General features: G+C 67.0%; 24 protein-coding genes. 8 read left to right on the top strand and 16 right to left on the bottom strand.

What is annotated here, in order from left to right:
* The first annotated feature begins 15 nt into the window (after positions 1-15).
* Positions 16-435 (top strand): osmotically inducible protein C, encoded by a 420-nt coding sequence (locus BWR19_03745; protein ID APX92120.1) that lies wholly within the window; start codon positions 16-18, stop codon positions 433-435.
* A 9-nt stretch (positions 436-444) separates the two neighbouring features.
* Here the strand turns inward: BWR19_03745 and BWR19_03740 are convergent, their stop codons facing one another.
* The 5 genes from BWR19_03740 to BWR19_03720 form a co-directional block, all read right to left on the bottom strand.
* Entirely contained in the window at positions 445-1,086 is a 642-nt protein-coding gene (locus tag BWR19_03740) for a demethoxyubiquinone hydroxylase family protein (protein ID APX92119.1), read from the bottom strand.
* Positions 1,087-1,234: 148 nt separating this feature from the next.
* Positions 1,235-1,576 carry a histidine triad nucleotide-binding protein gene (locus BWR19_03735; protein ID APX92118.1) on the bottom strand — a complete coding sequence of 114 codons (342 nt, stop codon included), beginning with the start codon at positions 1,574-1,576 and terminating at the stop codon, positions 1,235-1,237.
* A gap of 24 nt (positions 1,577-1,600) precedes the next feature.
* Entirely contained in the window at positions 1,601-2,473 is an 873-nt protein-coding gene (locus BWR19_03730) for a phosphoribulokinase (GenBank protein ID APX92117.1), read from the bottom strand.
* A gap of 113 nt (positions 2,474-2,586) precedes the next feature.
* The gene (locus BWR19_03725) at positions 2,587-3,873 is read right to left on the bottom strand and encodes a phosphoribosylamine--glycine ligase (protein APX92116.1); all 1,287 of its coding nucleotides are present in this window, start codon (positions 3,871-3,873) and stop codon (positions 2,587-2,589) included.
* Between the two features lie 91 nt (positions 3,874-3,964).
* Positions 3,965-4,414: a polyhydroxyalkanoate synthesis repressor PhaR gene (locus tag BWR19_03720; protein APX92115.1), complete on the bottom strand. Its 450-nt coding sequence runs from the start codon at positions 4,412-4,414 to the stop codon at positions 3,965-3,967.
* 121 nt (positions 4,415-4,535) lie between these two features.
* Here BWR19_03720 and BWR19_03715 point away from each other — a divergent pair, with 121 nt between their 5' ends.
* Positions 4,536-5,249 carry a 16S rRNA (uracil(1498)-N(3))-methyltransferase gene (locus BWR19_03715; protein APX92114.1) on the top strand — a complete coding sequence of 238 codons (714 nt, stop codon included), beginning with the start codon at positions 4,536-4,538 and terminating at the stop codon, positions 5,247-5,249.
* 28 nt (positions 5,250-5,277) lie between these two features.
* Here the strand turns inward: BWR19_03715 and BWR19_03710 are convergent, their stop codons facing one another.
* The 11 genes from BWR19_03710 to BWR19_03660 all read right to left on the bottom strand — a co-directional run bounded on the left by BWR19_03710 (position 5,278) and on the right by BWR19_03660 (position 14,791).
* Complete coding sequence (locus BWR19_03710) at positions 5,278-6,579, bottom strand: murein transglycosylase (GenBank protein ID APX92113.1); 1,302 nt, start codon at positions 6,577-6,579, stop codon at positions 5,278-5,280.
* Positions 6,580-6,671: 92 nt separating this feature from the next.
* Positions 6,672-7,139 (bottom strand): hypothetical protein, encoded by a 468-nt coding sequence (locus BWR19_03705; GenBank protein APX92112.1) that lies wholly within the window; start codon positions 7,137-7,139, stop codon positions 6,672-6,674.
* On the bottom strand, positions 7,132-8,556 hold the full coding sequence (locus tag BWR19_03700; GenBank protein ID APX92111.1) for a deoxyribodipyrimidine photolyase: 1,425 nt from the start codon (positions 8,554-8,556) through the stop codon (positions 7,132-7,134). The genes BWR19_03705 and BWR19_03700 overlap by 8 nt, the downstream gene beginning before the upstream one ends.
* Positions 8,553-8,705 carry a DUF2256 domain-containing protein gene (locus BWR19_03695; protein APX92110.1) on the bottom strand — a complete coding sequence of 51 codons (153 nt, stop codon included), beginning with the start codon at positions 8,703-8,705 and terminating at the stop codon, positions 8,553-8,555. The genes BWR19_03700 and BWR19_03695 overlap by 4 nt, the downstream gene beginning before the upstream one ends.
* A 194-nt stretch (positions 8,706-8,899) precedes the next feature.
* The gene (locus BWR19_03690) at positions 8,900-9,304 is read right to left on the bottom strand and encodes a Na+/H+ antiporter subunit G (protein ID APX92109.1); all 405 of its coding nucleotides are present in this window, start codon (positions 9,302-9,304) and stop codon (positions 8,900-8,902) included.
* Positions 9,297-9,566 carry a pH regulation protein F gene (locus BWR19_03685; protein APX92108.1) on the bottom strand — a complete coding sequence of 90 codons (270 nt, stop codon included), beginning with the start codon at positions 9,564-9,566 and terminating at the stop codon, positions 9,297-9,299. The genes BWR19_03690 and BWR19_03685 overlap by 8 nt, the downstream gene beginning before the upstream one ends.
* Before the next feature lie 27 nt (positions 9,567-9,593).
* A complete protein-coding gene (locus BWR19_03680; protein APX92107.1) occupies positions 9,594-10,067 on the bottom strand; it encodes a Na+/H+ antiporter subunit E in 474 nt (157 codons plus the stop codon).
* Positions 10,064-11,626, bottom strand: coding sequence for a Na+/H+ antiporter subunit D (locus BWR19_03675; protein ID APX92106.1), 1,563 nt, complete (start codon positions 11,624-11,626; stop codon positions 10,064-10,066). Before BWR19_03675 ends, BWR19_03680 begins: the two co-directional genes overlap by 4 nt.
* Entirely contained in the window at positions 11,623-11,970 is a 348-nt protein-coding gene (locus tag BWR19_03670; GenBank protein ID APX92105.1) for a Na+/H+ antiporter subunit C, read from the bottom strand. The genes BWR19_03675 and BWR19_03670 overlap by 4 nt, the downstream gene beginning before the upstream one ends.
* Positions 11,971-12,024: 54 nt before the next feature.
* Positions 12,025-12,456, bottom strand: a complete 432-nt coding sequence (locus BWR19_03665; GenBank protein ID APX92104.1) for a Na(+)/H(+) antiporter subunit B — start codon at positions 12,454-12,456, stop codon at positions 12,025-12,027.
* Positions 12,449-14,791 carry a Na(+)/H(+) antiporter subunit A gene (locus tag BWR19_03660; GenBank protein APX92103.1) on the bottom strand — a complete coding sequence of 781 codons (2,343 nt, stop codon included), beginning with the start codon at positions 14,789-14,791 and terminating at the stop codon, positions 12,449-12,451. The genes BWR19_03665 and BWR19_03660 overlap by 8 nt, the downstream gene beginning before the upstream one ends.
* A 325-nt stretch (positions 14,792-15,116) precedes the next feature.
* Between BWR19_03660 and BWR19_03655 the strand changes: the two genes are divergently transcribed.
* Genes BWR19_03655 through BWR19_03630 form a run of 6 tightly spaced genes read left to right on the top strand, consistent with a single transcriptional unit; the run spans position 15,117 to position 20,970 of the window.
* A complete protein-coding gene (locus BWR19_03655) occupies positions 15,117-17,909 on the top strand; it encodes a monovalent cation/H+ antiporter subunit A (GenBank protein APX92102.1) in 2,793 nt (930 codons plus the stop codon).
* Positions 17,909-18,250 (top strand): Na+/H+ antiporter subunit C, encoded by a 342-nt coding sequence (locus BWR19_03650; GenBank protein APX92101.1) that lies wholly within the window; start codon positions 17,909-17,911, stop codon positions 18,248-18,250. The genes BWR19_03655 and BWR19_03650 overlap by 1 nt, the downstream gene beginning before the upstream one ends.
* Positions 18,250-19,767 (top strand): monovalent cation/H+ antiporter subunit D, encoded by a 1,518-nt coding sequence (locus tag BWR19_03645; GenBank protein ID APX94887.1) that lies wholly within the window; start codon positions 18,250-18,252, stop codon positions 19,765-19,767. The genes BWR19_03650 and BWR19_03645 overlap by 1 nt, the downstream gene beginning before the upstream one ends.
* Positions 19,764-20,261, top strand: coding sequence for a Na+/H+ antiporter subunit E (locus tag BWR19_03640; GenBank protein APX92100.1), 498 nt, complete (start codon positions 19,764-19,766; stop codon positions 20,259-20,261). The genes BWR19_03645 and BWR19_03640 overlap by 4 nt, the downstream gene beginning before the upstream one ends.
* A complete protein-coding gene (locus tag BWR19_03635) occupies positions 20,255-20,524 on the top strand; it encodes a K+/H+ antiporter subunit F (GenBank protein ID APX92099.1) in 270 nt (89 codons plus the stop codon). Before BWR19_03640 ends, BWR19_03635 begins: the two co-directional genes overlap by 7 nt.
* 11 nt (positions 20,525-20,535) lie before the next feature.
* Positions 20,536-20,970, top strand: a complete 435-nt coding sequence (locus BWR19_03630; GenBank protein APX92098.1) for a Na+/H+ antiporter subunit G — start codon at positions 20,536-20,538, stop codon at positions 20,968-20,970.
* Positions 20,971-20,975: the final 5 nt, after the last annotated feature.

Raw genomic sequence — 20,975 nt, 5'->3', positions numbered from 1 at the left:
CAGAAGGACCGCGATATGAAAGCCAGTGTCAAATGGACCGATGGTCGCCAGTTCGTTGCCGAGTCAGGCAGCGGCCACAGCGTGGTAATCGACGGCCCGCCGGACCACGGCGGCCGCAATACCGGCCCGCGACCGATGGAGATGCTGCTGATGGGCCTCGGCGCCTGCACCTCCTTCGACGTGCTGGAGATCCTCGAGAAGTCCCGCGCCCCGGTCAGCGACTGCGTGGCCAGCATCGAGGCAGAGCGCGCCGACAGCGTGCCCAGCGTCTTCACCAGAATCCACGTGCACTTCACCGTTACCGGCCGCGGCCTCAAGGAAAAACAGGTCGAGCGCGCGGTGTCGCTGTCGGCGGAGAAGTACTGCAGCGCTTCGATCATGCTCGCCCAGGGTGGCGTCGAGATCAGCCACGCCTACACCATCGTCGAGGAGTAGCGCCGCGCGCTACAGGCGGTAAACGCTCTGGGTCATGGCCTTGGAGACCAGCCGCATGCCGAGCTTGACCGGCAGCGGAAAGCGTGCGCCGCCGGCCTCCAGCGCCCAGCGCTCGTGGTGCGCCTCGTCTTCGCGCATCTGCTCGAGGACCGCCCGCGAACGGTGATCCACCGCGGGCAGCTCATGCAGATGCGCGTCGAGGTGCTTGCCGACCTGCTCCTCGGTGGCGGCCACGAAGCCCAGGCTGACCCGGTCACCCACTGCGCCGGCCACGGCTCCCAGGCCGAACGAAGCGGCGTAGAACAGCGGATTGAGCAGGCTGGTGCGACCCTCGAGCTCCTGCAGGCGCGCATCGCACCAGGCCAGATGGTCGATCTCCTCCTGGGCGGCGCGCTCCATCTGCTCGCGGGTGTCGGGCAGCTTGGCGGTCAGGCCCTGGCCCTGATAGAGCGCCTGGGCGCAGACCTCACCGGTATGATTGATACGCATCAGTCCCACCACATGCTCGCGCTCGGCCTCGCTGAGCGACGCCTCGGGCAGATCAGCCGCAGGCGACGGCCGCGCGGCCTGGGCGGCATGCGGCACCAGCGTACGCAGCACGCTGTCGAACTGGCCGATCCACTGGTCGCGGGAAGAGAGTTGGCGTGACATGGTGGATGCCTCCTGGCAGGAATGATGGCCTTGGCCACGCGACAGACGGCCGCCCAAGGGCGGCCGTCTGTTGCTGCAGATGGTACAAAAGGGTATGCACCGATGCGTCGCGGCGCTTGATGGTGGCGCGGAGTCCGCGGAGCGCCGGCTAGCCAGCCGGCCAAGTGAAGCGGCGACCGCCCATCAGGTGCATGTGTATATGGTAGACCGTCTGGCCGCCATTTTCATTGCAGTTCATCACTACCCGATAGCCCTCGTCGGCAAACCCCAGCTGCTTGGCCAGCTTGGCCGCGACCAGCGGCAGGCGCCCTACCAGGGCCTGATCCTCCTCGGTGAGATCATTGAGGGTAGCGATCGGCTTCTTGGGGATGATCAGGATATGGGTCGGGGCCTGGGGATTGATGTCGTGAAAGGCCAGCACCTGGTCGTCTTCGTAGACGATATCGGCGGGAACCTCACGATCGATGATCTTGCTGAACAGGGTAGACATGGCGACTCCTCACGGGTGATGCGGTCAACGAAAGCGCCGCTGGGCGAGCAGGTGGCGTACCAGGGGAGCCAGGATCAACTCCATGGCCAGCGGCATCCGCGAACCGGGGACGACCAGGGTGTGCGGCCGGCTCATGAAGGCGTCCTGGATCATTGCCAGCAGGTAGGGGAAATCCACCGCCGAGGGGTCGCGGAAGCGGATCACCACGAACGACTCGGCGTCGGTGGGAATATCCTGCACCTCGAAAGGGTTGGAGGTGTCCACGGTGGGAACGCGCTGGAAATTGATATGGGTACGCGAGAACTGCGGCTGAATGTAGCGCACATAGTCGTGCATGCGCCCCAGGATGGTGTCGATCACCGCTTCCTGGGAGTAGCCGCGCAGCTTGGTGTCACGATCGATCTTCTGGATCCACTCCAGGTTCATGGTCGGCGCCACCCCCACCAGCAGGTCGACGTGGCGGGCGATATCCAGGTCGGCGGTCACCAGGCCGCCGTGCAGCCCTTCGTAGAACAGCAGGTCGGTACCGCAGGGCAGCGGCTGCCAGTCGGTGAAGGTGCCGACCTGGTGCCCGCCTTCGATCATGCGCTTGTCCTCGGCGTGAATATAGTGCCGATAGGTGCCGGTGCCCTGCTCGCCGTACTCCTGCAGCAGCGTCTCGAGGCGGTCGAGGAGATTGGCCTCCACGGCGAAGTGCGACAGCTCATCGGTGCGCTCCGGCTCCTCGCGGAACATGCGCGCCAGTTCGTCGCGGGTATAGCGATGGAAGGCGTCACCGTCGACGAAGGCGGCATGCACGTCCTCGCGGGCGAACATGCGCTCGAAGGTGCGCCGCACCGTGGTGGTGCCGGCGCCTGACGAGCCGGTCACCGCGATGACCGGATACTCGCGGGACATCAGTCGCGCTCCGCTATGACTTGAGGGCAGCGGCGCCGGGTGATGGTGAAGCGCATGGAACTCTCCCGTTGTTGTAGGTGGCGCAACGGCTACCAGGGGCAGAATGGCGCGCCTTAGGCCTCGCGGGCAATGGCACGATAGGCGATATCGCGACGCAGCAGCACCCCGGGCCAGTCGATGGCCGCCGCGCCGCGGTAGGCCAGGTCGCGCGCCTGGGAGACGCTGTCGCCCAGCGCGGTGACGCACAGCACACGGCCACCGCTGGTTACCACGCGCCCCTCGGCATCGCTGGCGGTGCCGGCGTGAAAGACCTTGCAGCCGCTATCCGCGGCGGCCTCGAGGCCGTCGATCACGTCACCCTTGCGATACTCGCCCGGGTAGCCGCCGGCGGCCAGCACCACGCCCACCGCCGCGCGCGGGTCCCACTCGCAGCGCGCCGTGTCCAGCTCGCCGCGGGTGGCGGCCAGGCACAGCGCCGCCAGGTCGGACTGCAGGCGCAGCACGATCGGCTGGGTCTCGGGGTCGCCGAAGCGACAGTTGTACTCGATCACCTTGGGATTGCCCTCGGCGTCGATCATCAGGCCGGCATACAGGAAACCCACGTAGGGGTGGCCTTCGGCGGCCATACCCTCGACGGTGGGGATGATGACCTGCGCCATGATGCGCTCGTAGACCGCCGGCGTGACCACCGGGGCCGGCGAGTAGGCGCCCATGCCACCGGTGTTGGGGCCCGTGTCGCCATCGTGGGCGCGCTTGTGGTCCTGGCTAGTGGCCATCGGCAGCACGTGCTTGCCGTCGACCATGACGATGAAGCTGGCCTCTTCGCCATCGAGGAACTCCTCGATCACCACCCGTGCCCCGGCATCGCCGAAGGCGTTGGCCTCGAGCATGTCGCGGATCGCCGCTTCGGCCTCGGCCTCGCTCATGGCCACGATCACGCCCTTGCCTGCCGCCAGGCCGTCGGCCTTGATCACGATCGGCGCGCCCTTCTCGGCCAGGTAGGCCAAGGCGGGAGTGATCTCGGTGAAGGTCGCGTAGTCGGCGGTGGGGATCGCATGACGGGCCAGGAAATCCTTGGTGAAGGACTTCGAGCCCTCGAGCTGGGCGGCGGCCTGGCTGGGGCCGAAGATGGTCAGACCGGCAGCCTGGAAGCGGTCGACCACGCCCTCGACCAGCGGCGCCTCGGGGCCAACGATGGTCAGCGCGATATCCTGCTGGCGGGCAAAGGCCTCGAGCCCGGCCAGGTCGTCGGCCGCCACGGGCACGTTCTCGAGCTTGGGCTCGCCGGCGGTACCGGCATTGCCCGGCGCTACGAAGACCCGCTCCACCGCGGGAGACTGGGCGACCTTCCAGGCCAGGGCGTGTTCGCGGCCACCGCCGCCGATGATCAGAACCTTCATCTACAGACCTTGCTCGACAGATTGATACGCAGGATGGACCCGTTTCGGGCCGACAGTATGCCAGAAGCCCGGCAGGCTGTCGGCTACCCCCTCACTCCTCGTCGTCCTTGCGCTGCTGGCCCTGGTTGATGGTCTGCTGCCAGAAGCGCATGTTCTCCTCGGCCAGCTCGCGCATCAGTTCCATCGGTGAGTGACGCATGGCCTGCTGCCACTGATCCTGCATGCGCTGCTGCTGCTCCATCATCAGCCGGGTGCCCTGTTCCAGGTAGCGCGCCAGGGGGAGCGGCTGGGACATGGCGTAGACCCGAATCAACTGCTCCAGCAGATCGTTGGAGAACACCTCCGACTCGCCGTCGGCCTGCTCCTGCTCGATGATGATCGAGAGCAGGATGGTCCGCGTCAGATCCTCGCCGCTCTTGGCATCCTCGACGCGGAACGGTACCTCGTCGAGAATCAGCCCGCGCAGGTCCTCGAGGGTCACATAGCGGCTCTGCTCGGTATCGTAGAGACGACGGTTGGCATACTTGCGAATCACGCGCACGGCGCTGCTCCTTTAATCCATGGTTGCCCGTATTGTGCACCGGCTGGCCGACCATGCAAACGAAACTCGCTCGTGCTGAGGTAGACTATCGGCTGCCAGCCCGCCGTAACGATGAGACGCGATGAACCTGATACTGCTCGCAGAAGACGAATGGCAGGCCGATGGCCGGGCGCACATCGCCGACCCGCGGCGCCTGCGCCACCTGCGCGAGGTGCACCGCGCCGCCCCCGGCGACGAGCTGACCCTGGGCCGGCTGGGCGGCGGCATTGGCCGCGGCCGCTTGACCCGGCTCGACGCCGAGGGCGCCTGGTTCGAGTGCAATGCCCTCGACCAGCCGCCGCCCCCGGCGCTGGACATCGAATTGATCCTGGCCCTGCCGCGCCCACGCATGCTGGCGCGCAGCCTGGAGCACGTCACCGCGCTGGGCGTCAAGCGCATCACCCTGCTGCATACCCGGCGCGTCGAGAAGAGCTACTGGCAGTCGCCGGAGCTGGCCGCCGACAAGATCCATCAGCACCTGCTGCTGGGCCTTGAGCAGGCCCGCGATACGGTGCTGCCCGAGGTGCGCCTGGCGACCCGCTTCAAGCCCTTCGTCGAGGATAACCTGGCCGATGAGATCGCCGGGCGCCGGGCGCTGCTGGCGCATCCCGGCATGCCAGCGGCCTGCCCGCGAGGCATTGACGCGCCGGCCACCCTGCTGGTCGGCCCCGAGGGCGGTTTCATCCCCTACGAGGTCGAGCAGCTGCTGGCCGCCGGCTGCGAGGGCATTCATCTCGGCCCGCGTATCCTGCGCGTCGAGACCGCGGTGGTGGCACTGCTGGCGCGGCTCGGCTGAGCGCCGATGCGCAGGACGTCGATGCGGCCTAGCGCCGCTGCAGGCGCTCCAGCAGGCTGACGGTGGCAAAGCCGTCGGGCACCAGCCCTTCGGCGCGCTGGTAGCTGCGCAGCCCGCTGCGAGTATTGGGGCCGAACACGCCATCCGGGGTGCCGGTGTCGAAGCCGGCAGCATTGAGACGCTCCTGCAGCTCGCGCACCTGGCTGCGGGTCAGCGGCTGTTCGCTGCGCGGCCAGCCCTGCACCACGCCGCTGCGCCCGGCGATCTGATCGGCCAGGGTGCCCACCGCCAGCGCATAGCTGGTAGCGTTGTTGTAGCGCAGGATCGCCCGATAGTTAGGGCCGACCAGGAACGCCGGGCCGCTGGCCCCCGCCGGCACCACCACCGCCGCCTCGCGGAAGTCGGGCAGGCTGCCGCCGTTCACCGGGCGCACCCCGCGCTCGGCCCACTCACGGCTGCTCAAGCGGGTATCGTCGGCCTGGGAGTAGTCGAAGTCGCTGCCCAGCTCGACCTCGACGCCCCACGGCTGGCCGCGCTGCCAGCCGGCCCGCGCCAGGTAGTTGGCGGTGGAGGCCATGACGTCGGGAATACTGCCCCAGATATCGCGGCGCCCGTCGCCGTCGCCGTCCTCGGCGTAGGCTTCGAAGCTCGAGGGGATGAACTGAGTGTGGCCCATGGCGCCGGCCCAAGAGCCGACCATCTGCTCGGCGGCGATATCACCCTGCTCGATGATGCGCAGCGCCGCCATCAGCTCGCCGCGGGCGAAGCTCTGGCGGCGGCCGTCGTAGCCCAGGGTGGCCAGCGCATCGATGGTCGAGAAGCTGCCGAAATTACCGCCGTAGTTGCTCTCGATGCCCCAGATCGCCACCACGATCTCGGCCGGCACGCCGTAGCGCTGCTCCATCTCGCGGGCGGTGTCGCGGTGCTCGGCGAGCTTGTCGCGACCCTGGTTGATGCGCGTCGAGGAGACCGCGGTGTCGAGGTATTCCCAGATCGGCCTCACGAACTCCGGCTGCGACCTGTCGAGCTCGATGATGCGCGGCTGGTAGCGCACCTCGGCGAAGGCCTCGTCGAGGGTCGCCTGGGAGATCCCTTCGCTGCGCGCATGGCGGCGAAATGCGTCGACCCAGGCCGTGAAACTGGCCGGACGCTCGGCGCCGTTGTCAGCGCCGTTGGATGCGCTGCTGGCCGATGCCGCGCCGCTGTCGGAGGCGGTCTCGCTGGCCTGAGGCTCGGCGTCGTCGGCGGCGGCCGGCGGCGCCATCTGGGCGCCGGACTGGCAGCCGGCAAGCATGGTGAACACCAGTGAAGTGAAGAAAAGCTTACGCATGGCCATCCCTGTCAGCAGTTCCGAAATGAGTCAGTCTGTGACCGGGATCATCGCCCAGAAGTGCCCGCGGAACCAGTCCCGTTTGCCCGCCTTCAGCCGATCACCAGACGCAGCGTCATCAGCACATGTCCGCCGGCGACGCACAACGTCAGGGAGCGCCTCAGCGACTGGTACCAACCAGGCAGCCGCGCCCGGCTGGCGGGCTGGCCTTCATAGACATGCACCAGCAGGAAGCCCGCCAGCAGGGTCAGGGTAGCGGCCAGGTCCGGCAGCAGCAGCGCCGGCCAGGCGATCAGGCTGGGCAGCATGCTGCGCAGCATCCGCGAGGCAAACGCCGCATCCTCGGGCGCGTCCAGGCTCATCGCCACGCCCCACTGGACGCCGCCGAGAAACGACAGGATCACCGCGCTGTAGAAGAGAAATGCGCTGACCGCCCACGCTTGCCAGCCCGTCGGCGCCGTCCAGGCCATCAGCAGCGTCAGGGCAAAGGGCAAAAGGCCTGCACTACCCAGCCGCGTGGTCAATCGGGCCTGCAGCAGCCCAGCATGCTCCTTACTCATCCGGCTGCACCGGCTCGGCACCACCCAACGCCGGGATGCGCCACTCGCGCCAGGCCGCCGGCTCGACCCGCGGCGCCGCAAAGCGCTCGGGAGCTGCCTGCCAGGGCTGATGGCGGGCCGGCCCCGGCGGCAGCGCGGCCAGTGCCGGCAACCAGTGCGCCACATAGTGCCCCTGAGGATCGTATTGGCGCGCCTGCTTGAGCACGTTGAAATAGCGATCCTGGCGCGGATCACGGCCGATCCCGGCTACGTGGCGCCAGTTGCCCCAGTTGCTGCTGGCGTCGTAGTCGATCAGGCAGTGCTCGAACCAGGCCGCCCCCAGCCGCCAGTCGCCGCCGACATCCTTGACCAGGAAGCTGGCCACGTTCTGGCGAGCGCGGTTGGAGATCCAGCCGCTGCTGGCCAGCTCGCGCATGGCGGCATCGATGAAGGGTACCTCGGTGCGGCCCTCACACCAGGCCAGCACGCTGGCATCGGGCGACGGCAGCTGTGCCGTACCGAACAGCGTTGCGCCATCCTGCCAGGCGGCCCAGTGGAAGTAGTCGCGCCACAGCAGTTCGAAAATCACCCAGTAGCTCGACTCGTTGGCGCCATGCTCGGCCTCCCAGGCGCGCACCTCGGCATGTACTTGGCGTGCCGACAGGCAACCGTGGGCCAGCCACGGCGAAAAGCGCGTCGAGAAATCCGCCCCCAGCAGCCCGTTGCGAGTCGCCTTGTAGGTGGCTACCGCATTGCTGTCCCAGAGGTAGTGATCGAGCCTGGCGTGGGCGGCGGCCTCGCCCCCCTCCACTACCAGGCCGGCGGCATCACTCGGGCGCCACGCCGAGGCCCGCTCGCAGACCTGGTCGAGGGGCGGCAGTCCGCGCGGCGCGCCATCCGGCCACAGCGGCAGCGTCACCGGTGCCGGCAGGGGGGCCGCCACCTGCCAGTCACGCTCCATCTGCCGGCGAAAGGCCGAGAAAGAGGCCGGCAGGGCATCGTCAGCGAAGGGCAGCTGCGCGCGCGTGAACAGCATACCCGACTCGCAACGCTCGAGCCGACAGGTGCCGTCGAGCAGCTCCGTTAGCCGATCGAGTTGGGCACGCTCTTCACTGCCGGGCTCATCGCGCACCAGCAGCCGCTTGGCGTCCAGCCGCAGGGCCAGCTCGGCAAGCACCTCGGGCGGGTCGCCGATGCGTACCAGCAGATCGCTGCCGCGCTTGAGCAGCTCACCGCGCAGGGCCATCAGGCTCTGCCACAGGAAGCGCAGCCGCGCCGGGCCGCAGCGACTGGCGGCCTGGCCCGGCGCCCAATCACGCAGCTCTCGGGCATCCAGCACATACACGCAGGCCAACGACGTGGCACCCTCCAGGGCGCTGAAGAGCGGATTGTCCGCCACCCGCAGGTCGTGGCGCAGCCACACGATGGCGGTGCTCATGCCCGCCTCCTGGCGAGGCGCGCCTCTCGGCGACAGCGTTCACTGCAGTAGCGCACCTCGTCCCAGCAGCGCGACCACTTGCGTCGCCAGCGGTAGGGACGCTGACACTGCTCGCACTGCTTGCTGGGCAGATCGGCGGTTCGACGCATGCTCACACTCGCTTGCACCCAGGGGTGCCCATGAAGTGGCCGCCCGGATAAGGCGGACCCTAATACCTATACAATAGTGATATCAATCTACACTCATTGTACATCAAAAGACAGCCTCGTCATGACGCGGCCACCAACGCAACAGGGCCACCCCGCTGGGGTGGCCCTGTCATCGATGCATGCCCGCCTTGCGGTCAGGGCTTGTCGGTATGCTTGGGCTGGCGCGCGGCGTTGGCCTCGGTTTCCAGTCCGCTCTTGAGCTCATGGGTCAGTGGGTCGTAGTTGGGCTTGAGCTCATCCTTGACCGTGCCGCTCCACAGCTTGGAGCCGACGAAGTAGCCCGCACGGCCAATCACGTGGGCGGCCACCGGCGCGGTCATCAGGATGAAGGTGATGATGGCGAAAGCCCGCGCCACCACGCCCACCTCGGCGAAATGCATGGCGACCGCCAGCATCACCAGGATCACGCCCAGTGCCGCCGCCTTGGTGGTGGCGTGCATGCGCGTCAGCAGATCCGGCAAGCGCAGGATGCCCAGCGATGCCAGCAGCATGAACAGCGCACCGACGATGATCAGCGTGCCCTTGATCACTTCAATCATCGCGGGGTCCTCCACGTTCCAGGAAACGAGCAAAGCCGATGGCAGACAGGAACGCCATCAAGGCGATCACGATCGCCGCATCGAGAAAACTCGACAGGTCGGAGCTGATCGCATGCACGCCGACCAGGCCGACGATGATGCTGGCAAACAGCTCCAGTGCCACCACCCGGTCGGGGAGGCTGGGGCCGCGCACCAGGCGCACGAAGGCGAGAATCATCGCCAGGCCCATCAACACCTGGCTTATCAGGATCACGGTATCCAAGGTCACTCCTCACAGGGCATCGAGCGGTCAGCGGAACAGTGCCAGCGCACGACTCTCCATCTCTTGCAGGCTTTTGCGCAGCTCCTCTTCGTTGTCGAGGAACATGGCGTGAATATAGAGCACCCGCTTGTCGTCTGAGACATCCAGGCTCAGGGTGCCCGGGGTCAGCGAAATCAGGTTGGCCACCATGGTGATCTCGAGCTCGGTCTCGGCCTTGAGCGGCATCGCGATAACCCCTGGCTGCATATGCCAGGGCGGGGTCAGGATATCGAACGCCACGCGCATATTGGCCATGATCAGCTCCTTGATGAAGAAGCCGATGAACATGATGATCATGGGCACGCGCCCGGGATAGCCCTTGAGCGCCGGCACTTGGGGCTCGATCAGCACCAGGGTGGCATAGCCGAAGATCAACCCCACCACCAGATTGATGCCGGTGAACTCGCCGCCCAGGATCACCCAGGCCAGCGCCAGCAGCAGATTCCAGATCGCACCGGTCATGGGCTCACCTCCAGGGCGTCACGCAGCAGCACGGTGCGATCCTCGCCCAGCACCGCATCCATGTAGCCTTGAGGGTTCATCAGCTGTTCACCGGCCATCAGCATCATCTCCATCAGCGGCTGGGCGAAGACGCCGATGAGCACCGCGAACAGCGCCAGGATCGCCACCGGCAGGTACATCAACCCCAGCGAACTCTTGACCAGACGCCCCTCATCACCACTGGGCGTGGTGTTCTCCGGCACCAGATTATCCTCTGGCAGCTTTTTCCAGAACACTTCGTTCCAGATCTTGACCATCGAGTAGAGGGTCATCAAGCCCACCGCCAGCGCCACCGCGGTGACCACATAGGCTTCGGCTTCAATGCCGGCGCGCACGATCACGAACTTGGCGAAGAAGCCCGACAGCGGCGGCACCCCGGCCAGCGAGAAGGCCGACAGGAAGAACGCCACCGACAGCCACGGACGCTCCTTGAACAGCCCACCCATCTTCTTGAGCTGGTAGGTGCCCTGCAGTCGGTGGGTGATGCCGCTGATCAGGAACAGATTGGTCTTGACGATGATGTTGTGCATCACCGCGAAGATCCCACCGGCCAGGGCCAGCGGCGTAAACAGCGCCAGCCCCAGGATCATGTAGCCGATCTGGCTGACGATATGGAACGACAGGATGCGGCGGAACTCGTACTGGGCCGCCGCGCCGAGCACCCCGGTGACCATGGTCAAGGCCGCGCCCCACAGCAGGATGTCCTGAACATAGTCCATGGTCTGGTCGAACATCAGCGTGAACACGCGGAACAGCGAGTAGACCCCGACCTTGGTCAGCAGCCCGGCGAACAGCGCCGACACCGCCACCGGCGGCGTGTGATACGAAGCCGGCAGCCAGAAGAACAGCGGGAAGGCCGCGGCCTTGATGCCGAAGGCGATCATGAACATGATCGCCAGCACCTCGACCATGCCCTGATTCTCGGCTTCGGCCAGGCGCTGGCCGATATCGGCCATGTTGAGGGTGCCGACCATGCCGTAGGTAAGGCCGATGGCGGTGAGGAAGATCACCGAGGCCAGCAGGTTGAGGGTCACGTACTTGATCGCCCCCTCCATCTGCGCCTTCTCGCCGCCGAGAATCAGTAGCGCAAAGGAGGCCACCAGCATCACCTCGAACCACACGTAGAGGTTGAAGATGTCGCCGGTCAGGAAGGCCCCGGCCACCCCCGCCAGCAGCAGGTGCATCAGCGGATAGAAGCCGAACTTCTCATGGTTGGGGCCGGTCGAGGCCAGCGAATAGATCGCCAGCCCCAGGCCGATGATGCCGGTCAGCAGGATCATGATCGCGCTGAGCATATCGGCCACCAGGCTGATCCCGTAGGGCGCCTGCCAGCTGCCCATGTGGATCACCACATAGCCCTCGCGGGACACGCTGGTGATCAACCACAGGCCCACCACCAGCAGCGCCAGGGTGCCCGCCACGGCGATAAAGCGTTGCATGGGCCGCGAGCGCCAGAACAGCAGCGAGATCGCGCCGGACAGCAGCGGAATGATAACGGGGAGTGCGACTTCGGGCCTCACGTGTCGGTATCCTTCATCTTGTCCAGATCATCGGCCTTGACGATTTCATAGGCGCGGCGAATCAGTACCACGGCAAAGGCCAGCACGCCGAAGGCGATCACGATCGCCGTCAGCACCAGCGCCTGGGGCAAGGGATCGGCCACCTGGCCGGCCGGCGCCAGGGCGCCCTCGGGGATCAGCGGCGGCGCGCCGCGGGTCATCCCCGCCGAGGTGAAGATCAGCAGGTTGGCGGCGTTGGAGAGCAGCATCAGGCCGATCACCAACTTGACGATGGAACGCCGCAGCATCATGTAGATCGCGGTGGCGTAGAGCAGGCCTATGGCGAGCGCCATCAGCGGTTCCATGGCACCTCCTGAATCATGGGCGTGAGAAACACGGCATACGTTGTGGATACGCGGTCAGGGCTCATCCTTGTCCACCTCCATCAGCGTCATGATCGCCGCCAGCAGGGTGCCCAGTACCGCCAGGTAGACGCCGATATCGAAGATCAACGGCGTCGAGGCCTTGAAGTCGATGCCGGGAATCTCCCACCACTGGGCGGTGAAGAACGGCTCGCCGACGAACCAGGCCGGCAGGATCGACAGCGTGCCCAGCAGCAGCCCCATGCCGATCAGGTCGCGGGGATCGACCATGCGCAGCACTTCCTTGGTCGCCGAGACCCCGAAGGCGAACAGATAGAGGATGAAGGCCCCTGCCGCGACCAGGCCGGCGATGAACCCGCCGCCCGGCTCATCGTGACCGCGCAGCAGCAGGAACACCGAGAACAGCAGCTGCAGCGGCATCAACAGCCGTGCGGCGGTATTCAGAATGATGGTACCCGACTTAACCATCGGCAGACTCCTTGGCTCCCTGGCCCTTGCCGGCGCTCTTGGCCTCCGGCTTGGGGGCACGTAGCTTGAGCATCGCGATCACGCCGATCGCCGCCAGCGCCAGCACGAAGATCTCGCCCAGCGTATCCAGCGCGCGATAGTCGACCAGGATCACGTTGACGATGTTGCGACCGTGGGCCAGCGGTACGCTGTTCTCGATCATGTAGCCGGACACCGGCAAGAACTGATTGCTGGCCACTACGGTGAGGATCAGCAGCATGATCAGCACCCCCATCGAGCCCGCCACCACCAGGTCGCGAACCCGCTCCAGCGGCGTCGACAGGCTGGCGAAGCGCGGCAAGCGGAACAGCACCAGGATCAGCAGGATCACCGTCAGCGTCTCGACCAGCAGCTGGGTGATACCCAGATCAGGAGCGCTGAACAGAATGAAGATCAGCGCGATACAGAACCCCATGATGCCCACCGAGGCCACCGCCGCGAGCCGCGAGCGCGAGATACAGGCGAACAGCGCCCCGGCCACCATCAACCCGGCCACCACCGCTTCGTGGAACTGCACGTTGAAGCTGATGGCAAACTCGGGGGCATGGCGCAGCAGCAGCGAGTTGCCCACCAGGGCGATCAGCACTACCACCATCACCATGATGTAGTTGCGCATGTAGCCGTTCTGCAGCACCCGGGTCTGCCACTCGGAGACCCGCACGATGCCGTCCATCAGGTTCTCGTAGCCGGCCTCGGGGCCGTGGGCGAACAGCGGGTCGAGCCGCGACAGGTTGCCACGCACCCGGTCCCAGTGGCGGAACAGCAGGTAGCCGAGCCCCAGGCTGACCAGCGACATGATCAGCGGCAGGTTGATGCCGTGCCACAGCGACAGCGACACCGCGACCGGCTCCCCGGCCACCGCCGAGGCGGCCGCGGTGAGCAGGCCGGTACCGGCGAGCACCGGCAGCAGGCCAAACGCCAGCGTCAGGATGGCCAGCCCCACCGGCCCGGCGAGCATCGAGCTGGGCGCTTCGTGGGCCGCCTTGGGCGTTTCGCGCCGCTCGCCGAAGAACGGTCGCAGCACCACGATGGCGGCGACGGCAATGGTGAAGATGGCCGCCGCGAAGCTGAGCAGGAAGATAACGGCGCGGAAGCTGCCGGCCTCGAGTACCGACTCGAACATCAGCTCCTTGCCGATGAAGCCGAACAGCGGCGGCACCCCGGCCAGCGACAGCGCGGCAATGCATGCCACCAGCGCGGTGACCGGCATCAGGCGGCGCAGCCCGCCCATGGCGGTGACATCCTTGGTGCCGGTCTCGTGGTCGAGAATACCGGCCACCATGAACAGCGCCCCCTTGTACAGCGAGTGGGCCAGCAGGAAGGTGACGAAGGCGATCAGCGCGCCCTCGGTACCGATGCCGAGCAGCATGGTCAAGGTGCCCAGCGCCATGATCGTCGAGTAGGCCAGGAGCTTCTTGATATTGGTGTGACGCAGCGCCAAGAAGGCGCCGGTGAACATGGTCAGGGCACCGACCACCGAGAGAATGCCGATCCACACCTCGGTGCCGCCAAGCCCCGGGTGCAGACGGGCCAGCAGATAGATACCGGCCTTGACCATGGTCGCCGAGTGCAGGTAGGCCGACACCGGGGTCGGCGCGGCCATGGCATTGGGCAGCCAGAAGTGGAACGGAAACTGCGCCGACTTGGTGAAGGCACCGCCCAGCAGGCACAGCAGCATCGGCAGGTAGAGCGCGTGTTCGCGCAGCACGTCGCCGTCGGTCAGCAGCTCCTGCAGCGACCAGCTGTCGCCGGCAATCGCCAGCATCACCAGCCCCGCCATCAGGGCCAGCCCGCCGCCGACGGTCACGAACAGCCCCTGTCGCGCCGACTTGCGGGCTTCGAGATCGGTATGATTGAAGCCGATCAGCAGGTAGGAGGTGATACTGGTCAGCTCCCAGAACACGAACAGCGTCATCAGACCGTCGGCCAGTACCAGCCCCAGCATCGACACCATGAAGGCGACGATCACCACGTGGAAGCGCACCAGATCGGGATGGCCCTTGAGGTAGCCGCCGGCATAGATCAGCACGAAGGTGCCGATCACCGTGATCAGCAGCGCAAACAGCATCGACAGGCCGTCGAGCACGAAGGTCAGACTCATGCCCAGCGCCGGTACCCACTCCAGGCTGAAGACCAGGGTGTCACCGCCCATGACGGCCGGCAGCTGGGTCAGCAGCCACAGCGCCAGCGCGGCGGGGTAGAGCGCCAGTACCAGGCTGGTTCGCGCGCCGCACCAGCGCTGCAGTAGCGGGGCGAAGGCGGCCAGCACGAAGCCTGAAAGCACGGCAAGTTGCATAACGCGGGTCTCTCCTTGTCGTCGTCGTCACCCGCGCACACAGGGCGGTGGATGGCGCAATTTTATAAATTTACTACGCCTAATGATTAACCGCGGGGCGACATGCAAGCCTACAATGATGGGGGTAAAGCCTATAGAATCAATGTGATAGTTGGCAAGAAATAGCGGCCCGTCGCGTCAGAAGTTTTCTCTCCCTTCCGCGCTTACTGCCTGTTTTTGCTAGATATTATCGCCTGACGCACTGCCCTCCAGTGTCGCCATGCCACGACAATAACCCCAACGGCAACGCCTCAGGCGTGCCCCGCTGCGACGGGATCGATCTTCGATGTCACTGCTGTGGATTCTCCTCGCCCCCCTGGCCGGAAGCCTGCTGCCGCTGGCCGCGGCCCGCCACGGCCGACGCTCGCTGACCCTTTCGGCCCTGCTGCCTCCCCTGCTGGCGCTGCTGCTGGTCGGCTTGCTGATACCCCCCCTCGTGGCCGGCGACCTGCCGCGCGTGCAGCTCAGTTGGATGCCGGCCCTGGGTCTCGACCTGGCGCTGCGCCTGGACGGCCTGGGCCTGCTGTTCGCGCTGCTGATTCTCGGCCTGGGCAGCCTGATCATCATCTATGCCGGCCACTACCTGCACCGCGACGAAGCCGATGCGCGCTTTTTCGCCTACCTGCTGCTGTTCATGGGCGCCATGCTCGGCATCGTGCTCTCCGACAATCTGCTGCTGCTGTGGCTATTCTGGGAGCTCACCGGGCTCGCCTCCTTCCTGCTGATCGGCTTCTGGTCGAAGCTCAGCGATGCCCGCCGCGGTGCCCGCATGTCGCTGGTGGTGACCAGCGCCGGCGGCCTGGCGCTGCTCGCCGGCATCCTGTTGATCGGTCAGGAGGTCGGCAGCCTGGCGCTGGGCGAGGTGCTGGCTGCCGGTGATACGCTGCGCGCCTCGCCCCGCTATCCGCTGATCGTGGCGCTGGTGCTGCTCGGTGCCTTCGCCAAGTCGGCACAGTTCCCCCTGCATTTCTGGCTGCCCCACGCCATGGCCGCGCCAACGCCGGTCTCGGCCTTCCTGCACTCGGCGACCATGGTCAAGGCCGGGGTATTTCTGGTGGCGCGACTGACCCCGGCGCTCGGCGACACCTCACTGTGGGCGCTGTCGCTGTCATTGATCGGTCTCGCCACCCTGCTCTACGGCGCCTGGTTCGCACTGTTCGAGCGCGACCTCAAGGGCATCCTGGCCTTCTCGACCATCAGCCACCTGGGGCTGATCACCCTGCTGCTGGGGCTGGGTAGCCCGCTGGCGATCGCCGCCGCGCTGCTGCATATCCTCAACCATGCGCTATTCAAGGCGGCGCTGTTCATGAGCGCCGGCATCGTCGATCACCAGACCGGCACCCGCGACCTGCAGCGCCTCGGCGGGCTGGCCCGAGCCATGCCGCTGACCGCCACGCTGACGCTGATGGCCGCCGCCGCCATGGCCGGTCTGCCACCGTTCAACGGCTTCCTGTCCAAGGAGCTGCTACTCGCCGCGACCCTCGACAGCCGGCTGTTCGGCGGCCTGGGCGCGGCGGTCACGCTGCTGGTGGGGCTGGCCGCACTGCTCTCGGTGGGCTACTCGCTGCGGCTGGCATATGGCGTATTCGGCGGCGGCCGCCGCAGCGATGCCCCGCCGCCCCGCGACCCGCCGCGCGGCATGCTCGCCCCGGGGCTGCTGCTGGCCGGCCTGTGCCTGCTGATCGGCCTGCTGCCGATGACCCTTGCCGCGCCGCTGATCGTCCTGGCCAGTCAGGCCGTACAGGGCAGCGCCACGCCGACGCTCGATCTGGCCCTGTGGCACGGCCCCAGCCTGCCGCTGGCGATCAGCGTGTTTGCGGTGCTCGGCGGGCTGCTGGTCGCGCTGCGCCAGCCCCGGCTGGCACGCCTGGTGGCGCTGTTCCCGCGCCGCGATGCGCGCTGGCTGTTCGAGGCCGGTGTCATCCGCCTGACCAAGGTCAGCCTGTGGCTGACCCTCAAGCTCGAGAACGGCTCGCTGCAGCGCTACCTGGCGCTACTGCTGCTGACCGCCGTGGCCATGACCGGCCTTGGCCTCGCCCAGGTCGAGCGGCTCACCGGCGAGCGCGGCGTGCAGCCGCTTGACGGCATGCTGGTGTTGGGCGCGGCACTGATGGTATTCGGCGCCGTCGGCAGCGCCCTGAGTCACCGCTGGCGGCTGGTATCGCTGCTGATGCTGTCGGTGGTGGGGCTCTCGGTGGCACTGACCTTCGTGCGCTTCTCGGCCCCCGACCTGGCCATGACCCAGCTGTCGGTGGAGGTGGTGTCGATGATCCTGCTGATGCTGGCGCTGTTCTTCCTGCCCCAGCGCCCGCCCCCCTGGGTCTCGACCCGGCGCATCCTGCGCGACCTGCTGGTGGCCGGGCTGTGCGGCCTGGTGGTGGCCAGCCTCAACTATGCGCTGCTGACCCGCGAGAGCCAGAGCATCGCCGACTTCTTCCTGCGCGAGAGCGTGCCGGGCGGCGGCGGCAGCAACGTGGTCAACGTGATTCTGGTCGACTTCCGCGGCTTCGACACCTTCGGCGAAATCACCGTGCTGACCCTCGCAGGGCTTGCCACCTACAAACTGCTCAACCGCATGAAGCTGTTCATGCCGGCGGGCAACGTCGAGGGCATTCACTGGTCACGACATCGCCACCCGATGATCCTGGCGGTGATCGCCCAGATCCTGCTGCCCCTGGCGCTACTGGTCTCGGCATATATCTTCCTGCGCGGTCACAACCAGCCCGGTGGCGGCTTCATCGCCGGCCTGATCACCGCCGTGGCGCTGCTGCTGCAGTACCTGGCGCGTGGCTACGACTGGACCCGCCAGCGGCTACCGCTCTCCTACCCGCTGCTGGCCGTCTCGGGGCTGGCCATCGCCACCGCCACCGGGCTCGCCAGCTGGCTGTTCGGCTACCCCTTCCTGACCTCGGCGTTCGGCCACGTCAACCTGCCGCTGATCGGCGAGATCGAGCTGGCCTCGGCGCTGCTGTTCGATCTCGGCGTCTACCTGGCGGTGGTCGGCGCCACCCTGATGATCCTGGTCAACCTGGGCCGCGTGACCACCGTGCATCGCCCCAGTATCGAGGAGGACGCCTGATGGAAGCGCTATTCGCCGGGGTGGTCGGCACCCTGACCGCCTGCGGACTGTTCCTGATGCTGCGTGGCCGCACCTTCCCGGTGATCGTCGGCCTGACGCTGCTCTCCTATGCCGTCAACCTGTTCCTGTTCTCGATGGGCGGCTTGAACACCCACGCCGCCCCGGTGATCGGCGAGTCGCTGTCGCCCACCGACCCGCTGCCCCAGGCCCTGGTGCTCACCGCTATCGTGATCGGCTTCGCCATGACCGCCTTCGTGGTGATCCTGGCGATTCGCGCGCGCAGCGAGCTGGGCAACGACCACGTCGACGGCAAGCAGGGCGACGAGGAGCCACCGCGATGATCAGCCAGCACCTGCCAATCGTGCCGATCCTGCTGCCGATGCTGGCGGCCCTGGCGCTGCTCGGGCTGGGACTCGACGAACGCCGCCAGCGCCAGATCAGCGTCGCCGCCACCGCCCTGCTCGCCGGGCTCGCCGCGCTGCTGCTGCACCAGGCCGGCAGCGACGAGGTCTATCACTATGCGCTGGGCAACTGGCAGGCGCCGTTCGGCATCGTGCTGACCCTCGATCGCCTGGCCGCGCTGATGCTGCTGCTTACCGCGGTACTGGCACTGGGCTGCGTGACATTCGCCTGCGCCGGCGAGGACGCCCAGGGCAGCCACTTCCACGGCCTCTTTCAGCTGCAGCTGATGGGACTCAACGGCGCCTTCCTCACCGGCGACCTGTTCAACCTGTTCGTGTTCTTCGAGATCCTGCTGCTGGCCTCCTACGCGCTGCTGATGCACGGCGGCGGCAAGGCTCGCGTCGCCGCCGGGCTGCACTACGTGGTACTCAACCTGATCGGCTCGGCGCTGTTCCTGATTGCGCTCGGCGTGCTCTACGGCGCCACCGGCACCCTCAATATGCGCGACATGGGCGAGCGCATGGCGGCGCTGGACGGCGATCAGGCGGCGCTGGCCACCACCGGCGCGCTGCTGCTGGTCGTGGTGTTCAGCCTCAAGGCCGCGGCGCTGCCGCTATACTTCTGGCTGCCGCGCACCTACGCTGCGGCTCCCGCGCCGGTGGCCGCGCTGTTCACCATCATGACCAAGGTCGGCGTCTATGCCCTGCTGCGCGTCGAGTCGCTGGTATTCGCCGACACCAGTGCCAGCGCGCCGATTCAGGCCTGGCTGTGGAGCGCCGGCCTGGCGACCCTGACCCTGGCCATGATCGGCGCGCTCGGCGCCCGCGACCTGCGTATGCTGGTGGCCTATCTGGTACTGATCTCGGTCGGTGCGCTGCTGGTCGCGCTGGGCATGGGCCATCGCGCCGGCGACGCCGCACTGCTCTACTACCTGCTGCACTCGACGCTGGTGACCGCGGCGCTGTTCCTGATCGCCGAGCTGATCGACCGCCAGCGCGGCCAGGCCGGCACCCGTCTGGTATGTGGGCGACGCCTGAATCAGCAGCGCCTGCTCGCCGGGCTGTTCATGGTCGCCGCTATCGGCGTGGTGGGACTGCCCCCGCTGTCCGGGGCGCTCGCCAAGCTGTGGCTGCTGCAGGCCGCCGACGCCAGCCATCAACCCTGGCTATGGCCACTGCTGCTGCTGGCCACGCTGGCGGCATTGATCGCCCTGTCGCGGGCCGGGTCGGTACTGTTCTGGGCCAGCCACCAGGGCAAGCCAGGCACCCAGCGGGTGCGCCCCGCGCAGCTCGCCGGGGTGCTGTGGCTGCTCGCCGCACTGCCGCTGCTGACGCTGTTCGCCGGGCCGGTAAGCGACTACGCCGACGCCACCGCCGCTCAGCTGGCGCGCAGCGAGACCCGGTTTGAGGCGCCTGACACCCTGCCGCTGGCCACCGCACCGGGAGCACGACCATGAGATCGCTAGGCATGCTGCTGCCCACCCCTACTCTGTCGCTGGTACTGCTGGTGGTGTGGCTGCTGCTGGTAGGTAGCCTGGCACCCGGCCAACTGCTGCTGGGCCTGCTGCTGGCGATGGGCATCCCGCTGCTGACTCGACGCCTGTGGGATCCGCTGCCGCGGGTACGCCGACCCTGGACGCTGTGCCGCTTCGTTGGCCGGGTGCTGTGGGACATCCTCAAGGCCAACCTCGAGGTCAGCTACCTGATACTCAAGCCCGGCCGCGCGCCGCGACCGGGCTTCGTCGAATACCCGCTGCTGGTGAGCGAACCGCTGGCCGTTACCCTGCTGGCCAACACCATCACCCTGACCCCGGGCACGGTATCGACCAATATCCGCCTCGACCGCTCGTCGCTGCTGATCCACGTCCTCGACCTGGAGGACGAGCAAGCCCTCATCGAGGCGATTCGCACCCGCTACGAGCAGCCGCTCAAGGAGATCTTCGAATGCTAGACAAGGCACTGTGGATCAGCCTGGCGCTGATCGTCGCCGCCCTGGCCATGAACGTGGTGCGCCTGGCCCGCGGGCCCGACATTCCCGACCGGCTGCTGGCCCTCGACACCATGTACGTCAACTCCATCGCCTTGATCGTGCTGCTGGGGCTGTGGCTCAACACCAAGGTCTACTTCGAGGCGGCGATCCTGATCGCCATGCTCGGTTTCGTCAGCACCATGGCGATCTGCCGCTACCTGCTGCGCGGCGATATCATCGAATAGGAGACCCTGACATGGCGTGGTATGTCTTTCTCGAATGGCTGATCAGCCTGCTGCTGGTCGCCGGCGGAGTGTTCGCCTTCGTCGGCTCGCTGGGCATGCTGCAGTTCAAGGACTTCTTCATGCGTCTGCACGGGCCGACCAAGGGCACCACCCTGGGCATCGGCTGCATCCTGGTCGCCTCGATGATCTACTTCAGCGTGGTTCAGCCGGGCATCCACGTGCAGGAGCTGCTGATCACCCTGTTTCTGTTCATCACCGCCCCGGTGACCGGGCACATGCTGGCCAAGACCGGCCTGCACATGCACCTGCGCTACACCCGCGACACCCGTGGCTCGCGCCCCGAGCTACGCGACGAGGACGTCGGCCAGGGCCGAGTGGCGCGCCCGCCCAGGCCGCGGCGCCCGGCCAGTGAGGGGCAGAAGCGCCGCTGGCGACTGCGCCGTTAGAGGAA

The organism is Halomonas sp. 1513, from assembly GCA_001971685.1.
Lineage (GTDB): Bacteria > Pseudomonadota > Gammaproteobacteria > Pseudomonadales > Halomonadaceae > Franzmannia.
Note: the sequence above shows the minus strand (reverse complement) of the source record. Positions and strands in the feature narration are given on the sequence as shown.

Bases quoted from the DNA above. Each gene is read 5' to 3' on its own strand.
- BWR19_03735 (APX92118.1), bottom strand. From the start codon at position 1,576: ATGTCTACCCTGTTCAGCAAGATCATCGATCGTGAGGTTCCCGCCGAT.
- BWR19_03655 (APX92102.1), top strand. From the start codon at position 15,117: ATGTCACTGCTGTGGATTCTCCTCGCCCCCCTGGCCGGAAGCCTGCTG.
- BWR19_03715 (APX92114.1), top strand. From the start codon at position 4,536: ATGAACCTGATACTGCTCGCAGAAGACGAATGGCAGGCCGATGGCCGG.
- BWR19_03665 (APX92104.1), bottom strand. From the start codon at position 12,456: ATGGTTAAGTCGGGTACCATCATTCTGAATACCGCCGCACGGCTGTTG.
- BWR19_03670 (APX92105.1), bottom strand. From the start codon at position 11,970: ATGGAACCGCTGATGGCGCTCGCCATAGGCCTGCTCTACGCCACCGCG.
- BWR19_03650 (APX92101.1), top strand. From the start codon at position 17,909: ATGGAAGCGCTATTCGCCGGGGTGGTCGGCACCCTGACCGCCTGCGGA.
- BWR19_03660 (APX92103.1), bottom strand. From the start codon at position 14,791: ATGCAACTTGCCGTGCTTTCAGGCTTCGTGCTGGCCGCCTTCGCCCCG.
- BWR19_03705 (APX92112.1), bottom strand. From the start codon at position 7,139: ATGAGTAAGGAGCATGCTGGGCTGCTGCAGGCCCGATTGACCACGCGG.
- BWR19_03635 (APX92099.1), top strand. From the start codon at position 20,255: ATGCTAGACAAGGCACTGTGGATCAGCCTGGCGCTGATCGTCGCCGCC.
- BWR19_03745 (APX92120.1), top strand. From the start codon at position 16: ATGAAAGCCAGTGTCAAATGGACCGATGGTCGCCAGTTCGTTGCCGAG.
- BWR19_03710 (APX92113.1), bottom strand. From the start codon at position 6,579: ATGCGTAAGCTTTTCTTCACTTCACTGGTGTTCACCATGCTTGCCGGC.
- BWR19_03680 (APX92107.1), bottom strand. From the start codon at position 10,067: ATGACCGGTGCGATCTGGAATCTGCTGCTGGCGCTGGCCTGGGTGATC.
- BWR19_03695 (APX92110.1), bottom strand. From the start codon at position 8,705: ATGCGTCGAACCGCCGATCTGCCCAGCAAGCAGTGCGAGCAGTGTCAG.
- BWR19_03700 (APX92111.1), bottom strand. From the start codon at position 8,556: ATGAGCACCGCCATCGTGTGGCTGCGCCACGACCTGCGGGTGGCGGAC.
- BWR19_03740 (APX92119.1), bottom strand. From the start codon at position 1,086: ATGTCACGCCAACTCTCTTCCCGCGACCAGTGGATCGGCCAGTTCGAC.
- BWR19_03690 (APX92109.1), bottom strand. From the start codon at position 9,304: ATGATTGAAGTGATCAAGGGCACGCTGATCATCGTCGGTGCGCTGTTC.
- BWR19_03640 (APX92100.1), top strand. From the start codon at position 19,764: ATGAGATCGCTAGGCATGCTGCTGCCCACCCCTACTCTGTCGCTGGTA.
- BWR19_03725 (APX92116.1), bottom strand. From the start codon at position 3,873: ATGAAGGTTCTGATCATCGGCGGCGGTGGCCGCGAACACGCCCTGGCC.
- BWR19_03730 (APX92117.1), bottom strand. From the start codon at position 2,473: ATGTCCCGCGAGTATCCGGTCATCGCGGTGACCGGCTCGTCAGGCGCC.
- BWR19_03630 (APX92098.1), top strand. From the start codon at position 20,536: ATGGCGTGGTATGTCTTTCTCGAATGGCTGATCAGCCTGCTGCTGGTC.